The organism is Tenacibaculum sp. A30 (assembly GCF_051200845.1).
Classification (GTDB): domain Bacteria; phylum Bacteroidota; class Bacteroidia; order Flavobacteriales; family Flavobacteriaceae; genus Polaribacter.
This window is the reverse complement of sequence record NZ_CP195160.1, coordinates 675542-689349: the sequence shown is the minus strand read 5'-3', so window position 1 is coordinate 689349 and position 13808 is coordinate 675542. Positions and strand designations below refer to the sequence as shown.

At 32.2% G+C, this 13808-nt stretch carries 14 protein-coding genes; 3 read left to right on the top strand and 11 right to left on the bottom strand.

All coding sequences use genetic code 11. The features are described 5' to 3' along the window. Positions 1 to 1359 (top strand): pyridoxal-phosphate dependent enzyme, encoded by a 1359-nt coding sequence (locus ACR9ES_RS03235; protein WP_435255072.1) that lies wholly within the window; start codon positions 1 to 3, stop codon positions 1357 to 1359. A gap of 233 nt (positions 1360 to 1592) precedes the next feature. Here the strand turns inward: ACR9ES_RS03235 and lipA are convergent, their stop codons facing one another. The 9 genes from lipA to ACR9ES_RS03190 all read right to left on the bottom strand — a co-directional run bounded on the left by lipA (position 1593) and on the right by ACR9ES_RS03190 (position 8197). Continuing rightward, positions 1593 to 2462, bottom strand: coding sequence for a lipoyl synthase (gene lipA / locus ACR9ES_RS03230; protein WP_274634163.1), 870 nt, complete (start codon positions 2460 to 2462; stop codon positions 1593 to 1595). Between the two features lie 39 nt (positions 2463 to 2501). Further along, the gene (locus ACR9ES_RS03225; RefSeq protein WP_435255071.1) at positions 2502 to 3149 is read right to left on the bottom strand and encodes a hypothetical protein; all 648 of its coding nucleotides are present in this window, start codon (positions 3147 to 3149) and stop codon (positions 2502 to 2504) included. A gap of 43 nt (positions 3150 to 3192) precedes the next feature. Then, a complete protein-coding gene (locus ACR9ES_RS03220) occupies positions 3193 to 3723 on the bottom strand; it encodes an Nramp family divalent metal transporter (protein ID WP_435255070.1) in 531 nt (176 codons plus the stop codon). A 15-nt stretch (positions 3724 to 3738) separates the two neighbouring features. Then, on the bottom strand, positions 3739 to 3879 hold the full coding sequence (locus tag ACR9ES_RS03215) for a hypothetical protein (protein ID WP_408035974.1): 141 nt from the start codon (positions 3877 to 3879) through the stop codon (positions 3739 to 3741). A 28-nt stretch (positions 3880 to 3907) separates the two neighbouring features. Beyond that, a complete protein-coding gene (locus tag ACR9ES_RS03210) occupies positions 3908 to 4471 on the bottom strand; it encodes an RNA polymerase sigma factor (protein ID WP_299002155.1) in 564 nt (187 codons plus the stop codon). Then, a complete protein-coding gene (locus ACR9ES_RS03205) occupies positions 4462 to 5565 on the bottom strand; it encodes a glycosyltransferase (protein ID WP_435255069.1) in 1104 nt (367 codons plus the stop codon). Before ACR9ES_RS03205 ends, ACR9ES_RS03210 begins: the two co-directional genes overlap by 10 nt. A gap of 30 nt (positions 5566 to 5595) precedes the next feature. Further along, positions 5596 to 5799, bottom strand: a complete 204-nt coding sequence (locus ACR9ES_RS03200; RefSeq protein WP_028892532.1) for a hypothetical protein — start codon at positions 5797 to 5799, stop codon at positions 5596 to 5598. A 196-nt stretch (positions 5800 to 5995) separates the two neighbouring features. Beyond that, positions 5996 to 7006 (bottom strand): UDP-N-acetylmuramate dehydrogenase, encoded by a 1011-nt coding sequence (gene murB / locus ACR9ES_RS03195; protein ID WP_435255068.1) that lies wholly within the window; start codon positions 7004 to 7006, stop codon positions 5996 to 5998. Next, positions 7007 to 8197 carry a pyridoxal phosphate-dependent aminotransferase gene (locus ACR9ES_RS03190; protein WP_435255067.1) on the bottom strand — a complete coding sequence of 397 codons (1191 nt, stop codon included), beginning with the start codon at positions 8195 to 8197 and terminating at the stop codon, positions 7007 to 7009. Between the two features lie 157 nt (positions 8198 to 8354). Here ACR9ES_RS03190 and ACR9ES_RS03185 point away from each other — a divergent pair, with 157 nt between their 5' ends. Next, complete coding sequence (locus ACR9ES_RS03185; RefSeq protein ID WP_435255066.1) at positions 8355 to 9695, top strand: aspartyl protease family protein; 1341 nt, start codon at positions 8355 to 8357, stop codon at positions 9693 to 9695. Between the two features lie 55 nt (positions 9696 to 9750). Here ACR9ES_RS03185 and ACR9ES_RS03180 read toward each other — a convergent pair whose 3' ends face one another. Beyond that, on the bottom strand, positions 9751 to 10155 hold the full coding sequence (locus ACR9ES_RS03180) for a DUF1573 domain-containing protein (RefSeq protein ID WP_435255065.1): 405 nt from the start codon (positions 10153 to 10155) through the stop codon (positions 9751 to 9753). A 187-nt stretch (positions 10156 to 10342) separates the two neighbouring features. On the opposite strand from ACR9ES_RS03180, the gene ACR9ES_RS03175 reads away from it, so the two are divergent. After that, positions 10343 to 12982, top strand: a complete 2640-nt coding sequence (locus ACR9ES_RS03175) for a valine--tRNA ligase (protein ID WP_435255064.1) — start codon at positions 10343 to 10345, stop codon at positions 12980 to 12982. 77 nt (positions 12983 to 13059) lie between these two features. On the opposite strand, the gene ACR9ES_RS03170 is transcribed toward ACR9ES_RS03175, so the two are convergent. Then, entirely contained in the window at positions 13060 to 13788 is a 729-nt protein-coding gene (locus ACR9ES_RS03170; protein WP_435255063.1) for a head GIN domain-containing protein, read from the bottom strand. Positions 13789 to 13808: the final 20 nt, after the last annotated feature.

Sequence of the window (13808 nt, the reverse complement as noted above, 5' to 3'; positions counted from 1 at the left end):
ATGAAGTACGCAAAAAATATATTAGAAACTATTGGTAACACACCTTTAGTTCAATTAAACTCTGTAACAAAAGAAGTTGATGCTTTGGTGTTAGCTAAAGTAGAAACGTTTAACCCAGGAAACTCTGTAAAAGACCGTATGGCATTAAAAATGATTGAAGATGCTGAAGCAGATGGTCGTTTAAAACCAGGAGGTACTATTATTGAAGGTACTTCAGGAAATACAGGAATGGGGTTAGCTTTGGCTGCTATTGTAAAAGGGTACAAGTGTATTTTTGTAATTTCAGATAAGCAGTCAAAAGAAAAAATGGATATTCTACGTGCAGTAGGAGCAGAGGTAGTTGTTTGTCCTACGAATGTAGAACCAGATGATCCTCGTTCATACTATTCGGTTTCTAAGCGTTTAGGTGAAGAAACTCCTAATTCTTGGTACGTGAACCAATATGACAATCCATCAAATGCGCAGGCACATTACGAACAAACAGGTCCTGAAATTTGGGAGCAAACCGATGGTAAAATCACACATTTTGTGGTTGGAGTAGGAACAGGAGGAACGGTTTCAGGTACTGCTAAGTTTTTAAAAGAAAAGAATCCAAATATTAAAATTTGGGGAGTAGATACATACGGATCTGTCTTCAAAAAATATCACGAAACAGGTATTTTTGATGAAAATGAAATCTATCCTTACATTACTGAAGGAATTGGAGAAGATATTTTACCTAAGAACGTTGATTTCTCATTAATTGATGGGTTTACAAAAGTAACAGACAAAGATGCGGCTGTTTATACACGTAAGATAGCGAAAGAAGAAGGTATTTTTGTAGGAAATTCAGCAGGTTCAGCAATTAAAGGATTATTACAGTTAAAAGACGAGTTTAAACCAGATGATGTAGTGGTAGTGTTATTTCATGATCACGGTAGTCGTTATGTTGGGAAAATGTTTAATGACGATTGGATGCGTGATAGAGGTTTCTTAGAAGAAGAAATTACGACTGCAGAAGATTTAATTAAAGATCATATTGAGAAACCGTTAGTAACTGTTCAAACAGAAGAGTTGGTTGCACATGCAATTGAGAGAATGCGTGCATTTAAAATATCACAGATTCCTGTAAGAGATGCAAGCGGATTTGTAGGTTCTGTTGATGAATCTGCTTTGTTACATAGTTATTTAGAAGATAAAAATGTAGCATACAAGCCTATTAAAGAGGTTATGGGGAAAGTATACCCTATAGTTAAAAAATCGGCTTCAATAGAAGATGTGTCTAAATTAATAGATAAAGATAGTCAAGCTGTATTGGTTGATTTAGAAAACGGAAAGTATCATATTGTTACTAAATACGACATTATCAGAGCAATATAAGTTGTAAAGTATTATAAAATCAAAAAGCCCACTCAATTGAGTGGGCTTTTTTGTTAATCAACTAATTCAAATAATTTACACAATGAAAACAATGTTACTTGTTTACATAAATATTGTTTCCAATATCTGTGCCAAAATTAAAAAGAAAAAACGCACGTTAGTGCGTTTTTTAAATATTTGACATTTTTTTAACGTTGAAACGTTAAAAAGTTAAGGATTATTTAATGTGAAAATTAGCTTGCGTGCTTGTGTGCTTTGTATGAAGAACGTACTAAAGCCCCGCTTTCTACGTACATAAAGCCCATTTCTAATCCTAAAGTTTCGTATTTCTTAAACTGTTCTGGAGTTATGAATTCCTTAACAGGTAAGTGTTTTTTACTAGGTTGTAAATATTGACCTATAGTAATAACATCTAACCCAACACCACGTAAATCTTTCATAGTTTGAATTACTTCTTCTTCAGTTTCTCCTAAACCAAGCATAATTCCAGATTTAGTACGCATACCGTTATCTTTTAAGTATTTTAAAACACCTAAACTACGGTCGTATTTTGCTTGAATACGAACTTCACGAGTTAAACGACGTACCGTTTCCATGTTGTGAGAAACTACTTCAGGAGCTACTTCAATAATACGGTCTATTAATTTTTCATTTCCTTGAAAGTCAGGAATCAAAGTTTCTAAAGTAGTATTTGGGTTTGCTCTACGGATTGCTTGTACTGTTTCAGCCCAAATAATAGAACCTCCATCTTTCAAATCATCACGATCAACAGAAGTAATTACAGCATGCTTAATATCCATTAACTTGATAGAGCGCGCAACTTTTTCTGGTTCATCCCATTCAACAGTATCTGGTCTTCCTGTTTTTACACCACAAAATCCACAAGAACGCGTACAAGTATTTCCTAAAATCATAAAGGTAGCAGTACCTTCTCCCCAGCATTCACCCATGTTAGGGCAGCTTCCACTGGTACAAATTGTATTCAGTTTATATTTATCAACTAAACCTCTTAGTTCGGTATATTTTTTACCAACAGGTAATTTTACACGTAACCATTTTGGTTTTTTTGTTCTTTCTGGTGCTACTATAGATTCGTTTGCCATTCCATAAAAAATTGAACTGCAAATTTACAAAGAAAAGATTTATAAACTAAGCAAAAACCAAATACTAAACCCAATAAGAAAAGCAATGCCAACTAAGCTTAAAATACGCAAGCCTATTTCTGGTCGGTGCTTTTCAGGTGTATGCTTTCCTGTTATTAAAATGTAGTTTAAAATTGCGTAAAAAGGTGCTGTTAAAAACGATAAAACAGTGGCGATTCTTACAAGAAAAACCATATCACTTAAAAAATAGCGAAGGATTATATACGTGCCAATTGTTAAAAGTATGATCCAAAACCAGTAGTTTAATTTTATTCTTTTTGAAAAGAGCAAAGAAGACGATTTTTCCATCGCTCTTGGTGAAGCATCTAAGGTGGTAATAGTGGTGCTAAACATAGTTGTAAATGCAGCAGCAGCTATAAATATACCTGAGAATTCACCAAGGTTCTCAGTATATAGATTAATAAGTTGTGAAGCAAAAGTAGCTCCTTTACTAGAAAAAGACTGTCCTGATTGATACATTACTAAAGCGCCTAACATCACAAAACAAACCCCTAAAAATAAGCCTCCAATGTATCCTACATTAAAATCAAAAATAGCTTGTTTAGGTTTAATTTTTTCAAAAGTAATTTTATCTTTTTCAACCGACCATAATGAATGCCAAATAGAAATATCTAACGGAGCAGGCATCCACCCTAAAAAGGCAATTAAAAAAGTTACTTGTGCTGTTCCACTAGGAATAATTTGTTGAAAGCTGAATCCTTTTTTCAGTTTTAAATAAGGCTATAGCTACAGCAACAATGGTGCTTACAGTTAAAATGGCTATGATATACTTCATTAAATTGTCTAAAAAAGTATACTTACCAACTCCTAAAAAAAGAATACTAACTAGCATAATAGCTAATGACCATGCAACCAAATCGTGTGAAAAACCAAAGAGATTAGCTGCTAAACTAGCGGTAACAATCGTTACAGCAGCTTGAATGGTAAATATGGTAGCAAAATTTAAAATATAGTAACTTATTAAAACGCCTTTGCCTAGTTTTTTGTAACCATCTAACAGCGTTTCTCCGGTTGCAGCAGCATAGCGTGGTCCGAATTGGAAAAAAGGATATTTAAAAATATGAACTAAGAGAAGCGCCCAAAGTAAACCAAAGCCAAAATCGGCACCAGCTCTGGTAGATTGTACTAAGTGCGAAACACCAATGGCAGCTCCAGCAAATAATAATCCAGGACCTAATAAACTTAAGAGGGATTTTTTCATAAGAAAAGAGAAGGTTTAAAAGTTTAGATAATCACTATTTCTTAGCTTTTTTAAAATAGCGCTTACATGCTCTTTTCTTCCTCTTTTTAATCGAAGCTCTTTATATAATTCTTTTTTGTATACGTTTTTTGCGTTTGCATGAAACTGTAAAATCATAAGTTTTTGATTTTAATGTTCTTGCAATTTATGATTTCTTTATTATTTCAGCTAATAATTTTTTTGCACGCAATAATTTAACTTTAACATTGTTAATAGGCTCGTTAATTTGCTCAGAAATTTCCTTATAACTCAATTCCTGAAAATAACGAAGATTGATAACTTCTTGATATTTTGGCTTCAGTTTTTTGATATCTTTTAGAAGCTTGGCTAAGTTTTGTTCAGTAATAATTTTATCCTCCGGTGAGGGCGCGTCATCAACAACAGCATACACCTCTTTTTCTTGTTCTTCGGTGGTTTGTGTGTAAATAGAAGACTTTTTCTTCCGAAGAAAATCGATATATACATTTTTAGAAATGGTAATCAGCCAAGTTTTAAATTGATAATCTTCATCAAAAGTTTCAATTCTATCAAAAGCTTTAGAAAAAGTTTGAATGGTAATATCTTCAGCGTCATTATCATTCTGAGTTTGTTTTAATTGAAAAGCGTATACGCTTCCCCAAAAAGTGTCTAACAAATAATTAAAAGCTATTTGATTTCCTTTTTTTGCTTGCTGAATATTGTGAAGTACTTTTTCTTGATTTATTTCCAATGTTTTGGTTTCGAAATTTGGTTTGATATAAATATACTAATTTGTACTAATACGAAACAAATATCTAAGAAAGGTAGTAATAGAATTACGTTTTTTTCTTGAAGTTTTGAAGCCGCTTTTCCTAAAGCTACATATTGTAAAATGAAATATCCTATTACAACTGGCAAGGCAATTACCCAATTAATTACCGCGATGTAAATAGCTAAAATGTAGAATACTACTTTAGAAATTTTGAATAAACGGAGTAAAAATTGATGTTTGGTTTTGTATAATGAATTTAGGATGGTTTCTTTTTTCTGAAGAGAAATCCATTCTTTAAAAGTGATTTTTTTTCTAGCGCTAACAAAACTGTTGACATTAGTAGTGTAGGTTGTATTGGTTTTGGTAGCAGCATCTTTTATGAATAAATCGGCTTCACCAATAAAAAGATTTACGTGATTGATGTATCCGTTAACTCTAAAAAACTCACTTTTTGTGTAAGCTAGATTATGGTTTGTAGCTTTGTACGGATTTCCAAATTTGGTAAAAGTAAAAGCTTGAATGCTGTTTAATAAATGATGAAATCGTATAAATAGATTACTGAACGAATTCTTTTTACGTTTTAACTTTTGATGCCCAATAACTATTGATTTTTCTTGTGAAAAATTACTCGACATTTCACTAATCCAGTCTTCAGATAAAATTTTACTACTTATTTCGGTAAACAATAGGTGTTCGTGTGTAGCAGCTTTCACACCAAGAGTAAGTGCATACTTTTTGTTTCCCCAAAAAGCCTCCGTATTTTTTACATCTACAATTTTTAAGTTAGCGTGCTTTTTTTGTAGTTTTTCTAAGATATCTAAGGTATTATCTGTAGAAGCGTTGTTAACAAGAACAATTTCAAAATTGTGGTATTTCTGTTTAACCAAATGTTGAATGTATTCAGTTAAAACATCACCATTGTTTTTTGTATATACAATTACTGAAATAGGGATATTTACATCTTTGTTTTTTTCTTCACTTTTCTCAAAAGCAAAAGAACAGAAGAACAAATAATACACTACTTGTATAGCCGTAGCTACCACAAAAGTGTAGAACAGTATAGTAAATACCATAAAAATAAAAAGGTTAGTTGAGTAAGACTGTTAGTTGTGTTGAGGCTCGCTACAAGTATCGAACTGGTCTGGGGTTTTACCACAAAATCCGCAAGCTTCACCACTTTCGTTTAACATTGGATTTTGACTAGCACAAGTACCAGCAAACTCTCCGTCTTTTTTTGCCCAAATTTTAATGGCAATTCCAGCAAATGCTAACGCTAATAATCCTATGGTAACAAAAATTAATTTCATCTGTTCGTTTTTAATTGTTTCTCAATGGTCAGATGTAACCTTAAATGTTTAAAATACTTATTTTAAACCTACAGGTTTCATGATGTATTGTTTTGTATTGCAAAGATACGAACTTCCTATTTCTCCTGTATGAATTTAAAAGAGATTTATACAAGTGAAATTAAAACAGAGGAGGAGGAGTATTTCTACTATGTCCTTATTGAATAATATTCACTTCTATTTCAAGATTAATATCAAATGTATCTTTAATAGTATGTTGAATTTTTTGCGCCAATTCATAAATTTCTTTTCCTGTTGCTCCACCATAATTAACCAATACCAAAGCCTGTTTTTCGTGAACTCCGTAGTCGCCAAATCGTTTTCCTTTAAATCCGCTTTGTTCAATTAGCCAACCCGCAGGAACCTTAATTTCAGTATCAGAAACTACGTAACTAGGAATATTTGGAAATGCTGTTTTAAGTTTTTCAAAATGTTCTTTTGAAATTATAGGATTTTTAAAGAAACTACCGCTATTACCAATTTCCTTCGGATCTGGTAATTTTGATTGACGAATAGCTATAACAGCGTCAGAAATATCTTTAATAGTCGGATTTGTAATATCTTTTGAAGATAGCTCAGATTCAATTGCTCCGTAAGAAGTATTAAGATTGTGATTTTTTTTTGTTAGTTGAAAACTAACAGAAGTCAATACATATTTTCCTTTGGCTTCGTTTTTAAAGATAGAATTACGGTATCCAAACTGGCATTCTTCCGCAGAAAAATAAACGAGCTTTCCTGTTTCAATTTCAATAGCTTCAACTTTTGATATGGTATCTTTCACTTCAACACCGTAAGCCCCAATATTTTGAATAGGGCAAGTACCTACATTACCAGGAATTAATGATAAGTTTTCTAAACCGCCATAACCTTGAGAAACACACCATAAGACAAACTCATGCCAGTTTTCGCCAGCATTAGCGGTAATGTATATATCGTTATGATTTTCTCTATCGATAGAAATTCCTTTAATATCAATATGTACAACCAAGGTGTCAATGTCTTTGGTGAGTAGCATATTACTTCCTCCAGAAATTAAAAAAATGTCTTTTTCTTCTTTTAAAAGTTGTTGTAGCTGATATACAGAGGTGACAGAAACAAAACGTTTGGCATTAACATTAATACCAAACGTGTTGTACTCTTTTAAAGGTATGTTTTCTTGAATATTCAATTAGCTATTGTATTTTTCTAAAGCAATTTTTAATATTTCAACCGAGCGTTTTAAGTCTGTTTTATTTAAAACGTATGCGATACGAACTTGGTTTTTTCCTTCACCTTCGGTAGAATAGAATCCACTTGCAGGAGCTACCATTACCGTTTCGTTGTTATCGTTGAAGCTTTCTAAAATCCACTGAGCAAAATCGTCGCTATCTTTTACTGGTAATTCAGCAACACAGTAAAATGCTCCTTTAGGATTCGCAACTTTTACACCTTCAATTTTTTGTAATTCTGTAATTAAGGTATTTCTACGATCTTCGTATTCTTCAATTACTTCATCAAAATAACTTTGAGGAGTTTCTAAAGCAGCTTCACTAGCAATTAAAGCATAAGTTGGTGGACTTAAACGTGCTTGCGCAAATTTAAGAGCAGTATTGATGAATTCTTCGTTTTTAGAAACGATACAACCAATTCTAGCACCACACATACTATAACGCTTCGAAACAGAATCGATCATAATAGCATTTTGCTCTAATCCTTCTAAAGACATTACCGAATTGTGTTTTTCTCCGTCATAAGTAAACTCACGGTACACTTCATCAGCAATTAAAAATAAATCGTGTTTTAATACAATTTGTTTTAATTTTTCAATTTCTTCTTGACTGTATAAATAACCTGTAGGATTACCTGGGTTACAGATTAAGATTGCTTTGGTTTTAGGAGTAATTAATTTCTCAAAATCTTCAATTGCAGGTAACGCAAAGTTATCTTCAATTTTAGAAATAACAGGAACTACTTTTACTCCTGAAGCTGTAGAGAAACCATTATAGTTCGCATAAAAAGGTTCAGGTATAATTATTTCATCTCCTGGATCAGTAATACTACCAATACTAAAAAGTAAAGCTTCAGACCCTCCTGTAGTAGCAATTATGTTGTTAGCTGTTACATGAATACCGTTTTTTGCGTAGTAATTAGCTAATTTTGTTCTGTATTCTTCTGAACCTTCAGATCTAGCGTACGATAATACTTCAATCGTATTGTTTTTTACCGCATCTAAAGCAACTTGCGGAGTTTTGATGTCTGGTTGCCCAATGTTTAAGTGATAAACTTTTGTTCCGTTCTTTTTAGCAGCCTCTGCAAAAGGAACCAATTTACGTATTGGTGATTGAGGCATTGCATTTCCTTTACTAGAAATTGATGGCATTTTTAATTAAATTAGTCGTTTGAGTGGCAAATTTGCGAAATATATTTGATAAAATAAGAGTGTTCTTAAGGAAAAAGTGGGTTAAAAAAATCATAAAAACCAAAAAAAATGAGTAGAAGATTGTATCTTTAAGTACAGAACCCTAAAACAAGTTCTCTTGACTAAACTACTACTACATACGTTAGCACTATTTTTTAGTGTGTCTATTTTTGCACAGCAAAATTTTAATTTTTTTGGAAGTAATACAGATAAACAATCGGTTAATTTTCAATTAATAAACAACCTTATTGTTATTCCCTTAGAAATTAACGGACATCAATTGTCGTTTATTTTAGACACAGGGGTGAGTAAAACAATTTTATTCAATCTCACGTCAAAAGACAGTGTTGGGTTAAATGAAATAGAAAGAGTATTTATTCGTGGTTTAGGTGTTGGCGAACCTGTAGAAGCTTTAAGGTCTAAAAATAATACGTTCAGAATTAAAAATATTAAAAGTTCAAATGAAGAATTATACGTTATTTTAAAAGATGCTTTTGATATTTCTGCTAAAATGGGGATTACAATTCATGGCATAATTGGTTATGATTTATTGAAAGATGTTATTGTAAAAATAAATTATAACAATAAAAGAATTGATTTTTACAACCCGAAAACTTACAAAAAGTCAATTTGTAGAAGTTGTGAAAGTTTCCCTTTACAATTTTACCGAAACAAACCTTATATAGACACTTATGTGCAGTTAAATTCTCATTCAAGCACGATGATACCTGTAAAGTTGTTGATTGATACAGGTGGAAGCGATGCAATTTGGTTGTTTGAAGGAACGAAAGAAGAGTTACAAACTCCTGAAAAATTTTTTAAAGATATTATTGGTGAAGGTTTTAGCGGAACGATTTATGGAAATAGAAGTAGAATACAAAAAATAACAATAGGTAAATTTGAAATTGAAGAGCCGACAGCGTCTTTTTTAGATTCCTCTTCAACATTTAACGCTCGGCAATTTAAAGAACGAAACGGAAGTATAGGAGGTGCTATTTTAAAGCGATTTAAAATTTGGATTGATTATCCTAACGAGAGAATTATTTTAAAGAAAAATACTTCTTTAAAAAAAGGTTTTTACTACAATATGAGTGGTTTGCATATTGCTTATGACGGACAAGAATTAATAAAAGAACAAAAACCTGTTAAATTCACTGATAGTTATAATCCAACCAATCAAACACCAAAAAACAATGTAATATCGTTTATTAGTAGTTATTTTTATCAGTTTAAACCAAAGTATAAAATAGATAAAATTGTAGAAAATTCTCCTGCAGATAAAGCAGGACTTAAAGTAGATGATGTAATAAAAAAGATTAACGGTAAAGCAGCACACGAATATCAACTGAATGGAATTATTGAAATGTTTCATACCAAACCTGGCAGAAAAATAAGAATAGAAGTTGAAAGGGCAGGATTGAAGCTAAAGTTTGAATTTAAATTAGAACAGCGTATATAAATAAAAATCTCAACTTGTTAAAGTTGAGATTTTTATATTTTATAAAGTGTAGTTTTTAGCTATCACTCACAGTACTTTTTTCTTTCGATGGTGTTGCATCTTTTGCGATAAATCCTTTTATCTTAATCATTTTTCTACTTTTCTTAGCGTTAGAAATAATGGTAATGGCTTTAGAAAAACCTCCTGGTCTTTTGGTGTCGTAAGAAACTTCAATTTCTCCTTTTTCTCCTGGCATGATTGGTTTTTCAGGCTTTTGAGGTACTGTACACCCACAAGTAGAAATAATATCTTTTATAATTAAAGGAGCATCTCCTACGTTAGTGAACTCAAATACACGTTTTCCTTCAGATCCAAGAGCTATTTTTCCGTAGTCGATTGTTTCAGTTTCAAATTTAAATTCTTGAGCGCTTACTGTTAACGTAATAAAGAAAACAGCGACAAATGATAAAATTGTTTTCATAATGTTAAAATTAATTTTAGAGGTATAAACCAGTACAAATTTAGTATTATTTATTTAAGTTCTTAAAAAAACAACTTCTAATTTTCTGTACCTCATAGATAGTTGTATTTTTGCTTATCAATTTTCAAAAACAATGCCAAAAGCTAATTTTATTAGCAAATAGGCAAAACAAGATATTTTAATACATATGAATATTCCATCAAAATACAATTCTAAAGAAGTAGAAGGTAAGTGGTACGATTACTGGATGAAACACAATTATTTTCATTCTGAAGTAGATGAAAGAGAACCATACACAATAGTAATACCACCACCAAACGTCACAGGAGTGTTGCACATGGGGCATATGTTAAATAATACGATTCAAGATGTATTAATTCGTCGTGCTCGTTTACAAGGAAAAAATGCATGTTGGGTTCCAGGTACTGATCATGCTTCGATTGCTACTGAGGCTAAAGTAGTAGCGAAGTTAAAAGAGCAAGGAATAGATAAAAACGATTTAACTCGTGAAGAGTTTCTAGAGCATGCTTGGGAATGGAAACATGAGTATGGAGGAATTATCCTTGATCAATTAAAAAAGTTAGGAGCTTCTTGTGATTGGGAACGTACTGCATTTACGATGGATCCTGCATTGTCAGAATCAGTAATTAAAGTATTTGTAGATTTATATAACAAAGGATTAATTTACCGCGGATACCGTATGGTAAATTGGGATCCTGAGGCAAAAACTACACTTTCTGATGAAGAAGTTATTTATGAAGAGCGTCAAGGAAATTTATATTATTTACAATATGATATTGTAGGTTCTGATGAAAAAGTAACTATAGCAACTACACGTCCTGAAACTATTTTAGGAGATACAGCTATTTGTATCAATCCAAATGATGAGCGTTTTACACATTTAAAAGGAAAGAAAGCTATTGTTCCTCTTTGTAATAGAGAAATTCCAATTATCGAGGATGAATATGTTGATGTTGAATTTGGTACAGGTTGTTTAAAAGTAACGCCTGCGCATGATGAAAACGATAAGGTTTTAGGAGATAAGCACAATTTAGAAGTAATTGATATTTTTAATGAAGATGCTAGCTTAAATTCTTTCGGATTGCATTACGAAGGAAAAGACCGTTTTGTAGTTCGTAAAGAAATTACAAAAGAACTAGAAGAGAAGGGTTACTTAGTTAAAACTGAAGTTCATATAAATAAAGTAGGAACTTCAGAAAGAACTAAAGCTGTAATAGAACCAAGATTATCAGATCAATGGTTCTTAAAAATGGAAGAGTTGGTAAAGCCAGCTATCGAAGCTGTTTTAGGTGAAGATAGAGAGGTGAAGCTGTTTCCAAGAAAATTTGAAAATACATACCGTCACTGGATGGAAAACATTCGTGATTGGAATATCTCACGTCAGTTATGGTGGGGTCAGCAAATTCCTGCTTTTTACTTTGGAGACGGAAAAGAAGATTTCGTAGTTGCTGAGAATATTGAGGATGCAGTTAAATTAGCTCAAGAAAAAACAGGGAATTCTTCGTTGTCTGCTTCTGATTTAAAACAAGATCCTGATGCGTTAGATACGTGGTTCTCTTCTTGGTTATGGCCAATGAGTGTTTTTGACGGAATTCGCAACCCTGAGAATGAAGAAATCAAATATTATTATCCAACTAACGATTTAGTAACGGGTCCAGATATTTTATTCTTTTGGGTAGCTCGTATGATTATTGCTGGATATGAGTATAAAGATGCACGTCCGTTTGAAAGTGTTTACTTAACAGGTTTAGTTCGTGATAAGCAACGTAGAAAAATGAGTAAATCCTTGGGGAACTCACCAGATGCTTTAAAGTTAATTGAAGATTTTGGAGCTGATGGGGTACGTGTTGGATTGTTATTAAGTGCTGCTGCAGGAAACGATTTATTATTTGACGAAGATTTATGTCAACAAGGTAAAGGGTTTGCAAATAAAATATGGAACACCTTCCGCTTAATCAAAGGGTGGGAAGTTGATGAAAGCTTAGCGCAACCAGAAACAGCTAAAATAGGGTTAGCTTGGTATGAAGCTAAGTTTAATAAAGTGTTGTTAGAAATAGAAGATCACTTTAGTAAGTATCGTTTATCAGATGCGTTAATGGCAATTTACAAGTTAATTACTGATGATTTTTCGTCTTGGTTATTAGAAATTGTAAAACCAGGGTACCAACAACCGATAGATGCTAAAACATACAAAGCTGTAATAGAGGTATTAGAAAACAACTTAAAAGTATTACACCCTTTTATGCCTTTCTTAACAGAAGAAATTTGGCAACACATCACAGAAAGAACTCCAGAAGATGCGCTAATTATTGCTAAATATCCTGCAATTGGAGAAGTGAATGATGAATTGATTACCAATTTTGAATTTATGACCGATGTGGTTTCAGGAATTAGAACGATTAGAAAAGATAAAAATATTTCGTTTAAAGACGCTGTTGAATTAGCTGTTGTAAATAACGAAAGCTATACTAAAGATTTTGATGCGGTAATTCAAAAGTTAACCAATGCTTCTCAAATTATTTATGTATCAGATAAAGTTGAAGGAGCTGCTTCATTCCGTGTGAAGTCAAATGAATATTTTGTTCCAATTTCATTAGATACAATTGATGTAGAAGCTGAAATTGAAAAACTAAATGCAGAATTAAAACGTGCAGAAGGTTTCTTAACAGGAATTCAAAAGAAATTATCTAACGAACGTTTTGTAAGTAATGCACCAGAGCAGGTAATTACGTTAGAACGTAAAAAAGAATCGGATACCTTAGCTAAAATTGAAACGATTAAAGCGAGTTTAGCTTCGTTACAATAGATTAACAATTTAGAATAATAAAAAAATCCGCTGTTTACAAACAGCGGATTTTTTATTGTAGTTAGTTTATACTGAGTTTAGTTTTTGTCAACCACGTCTCCAGAACCTAAAGAGTTACTATCTATTTGGGTTGGGTTTCCTTTATAGTAAATATTCCCAGATCCAACTACAGTTGCTTTAATTTTATTTTTAACTGAAACTTGCACATCACCTGATCCTGCAATACTAGCTTTTAAAGAATTAGTGTCTAATTCGTATGCTTTCACATCTCCTGAACCTCCAATTGAACATTTTAAATAGTCAGTTTTCCCTTTTAATTTAATATTTCCAGAGCCTCCAATTGACGTCTTAACAGTGTTGGCATCTACATTGGCTACAATAATTCCAGAACCTCCAAGGGCGAAATCTACTTCATCAGCTTTAATACGCTTTTTGGTAATTATATTTCCTGAACCACCCAAAGAAACAGACTCAAGGTTTTCAAAAGGAACTGTAATTGTTAACTTCTTAGTCATGCGAATATTGGTGTTGTCTTTAAAACCAAGGTGAAGTTTTCCATTTTTAACTTCAGTTTCAACATATTTTAAAACATTTTCTTCTCCTTCAATTGTTAATTCACCTTCAACACCATCAACTAAATAAACATCGAATGAACCTCCTAGACTTACTTTGTTAAAAGAACCGATATTTCGTGTTTCTGTAGTAACTTTTCCGTTTCCTCTTACTTTTTTAGTATTCCACCAACTTTGTGCTTGTGATTGTAAGCTGAAAGTAAGGGTAAGTAAGATAATTGCTAATTTTTTCATAATGATATAATTTTAAGTTG

Excerpts from the sequence above, each read along its gene's own strand:
- ACR9ES_RS03235 (WP_435255072.1), top strand. The coding sequence starts at position 1 with ATGAAGTACGCAAAAAATATATTAGAAACTATTGGTAACACACCTTTA.
- lipA (WP_274634163.1), bottom strand. The coding sequence starts at position 2,462 with ATGGCAAACGAATCTATAGTAGCACCAGAAAGAACAAAAAAACCAAAA.
- ACR9ES_RS03225 (WP_435255071.1), bottom strand. The coding sequence starts at position 3,149 with ATGCCTGCTCCGTTAGATATTTCTATTTGGCATTCATTATGGTCGGTT.
- ACR9ES_RS03220 (WP_435255070.1), bottom strand. The coding sequence starts at position 3,723 with ATGAAAAAATCCCTCTTAAGTTTATTAGGTCCTGGATTATTATTTGCT.
- ACR9ES_RS03215 (WP_408035974.1), bottom strand. The coding sequence starts at position 3,879 with ATGATTTTACAGTTTCATGCAAACGCAAAAAACGTATACAAAAAAGAA.
- ACR9ES_RS03205 (WP_435255069.1), bottom strand. The coding sequence starts at position 5,565 with ATGGTATTTACTATACTGTTCTACACTTTTGTGGTAGCTACGGCTATA.
- ACR9ES_RS03200 (WP_028892532.1), bottom strand. The coding sequence starts at position 5,799 with ATGAAATTAATTTTTGTTACCATAGGATTATTAGCGTTAGCATTTGCT.
- ACR9ES_RS03190 (WP_435255067.1), bottom strand. The coding sequence starts at position 8,197 with ATGCCATCAATTTCTAGTAAAGGAAATGCAATGCCTCAATCACCAATA.
- ACR9ES_RS03180 (WP_435255065.1), bottom strand. The coding sequence starts at position 10,155 with ATGAAAACAATTTTATCATTTGTCGCTGTTTTCTTTATTACGTTAACA.
- ACR9ES_RS03175 (WP_435255064.1), top strand. The coding sequence starts at position 10,343 with ATGAATATTCCATCAAAATACAATTCTAAAGAAGTAGAAGGTAAGTGG.
- ACR9ES_RS03170 (WP_435255063.1), bottom strand. The coding sequence starts at position 13,788 with ATGAAAAAATTAGCAATTATCTTACTTACCCTTACTTTCAGCTTACAA.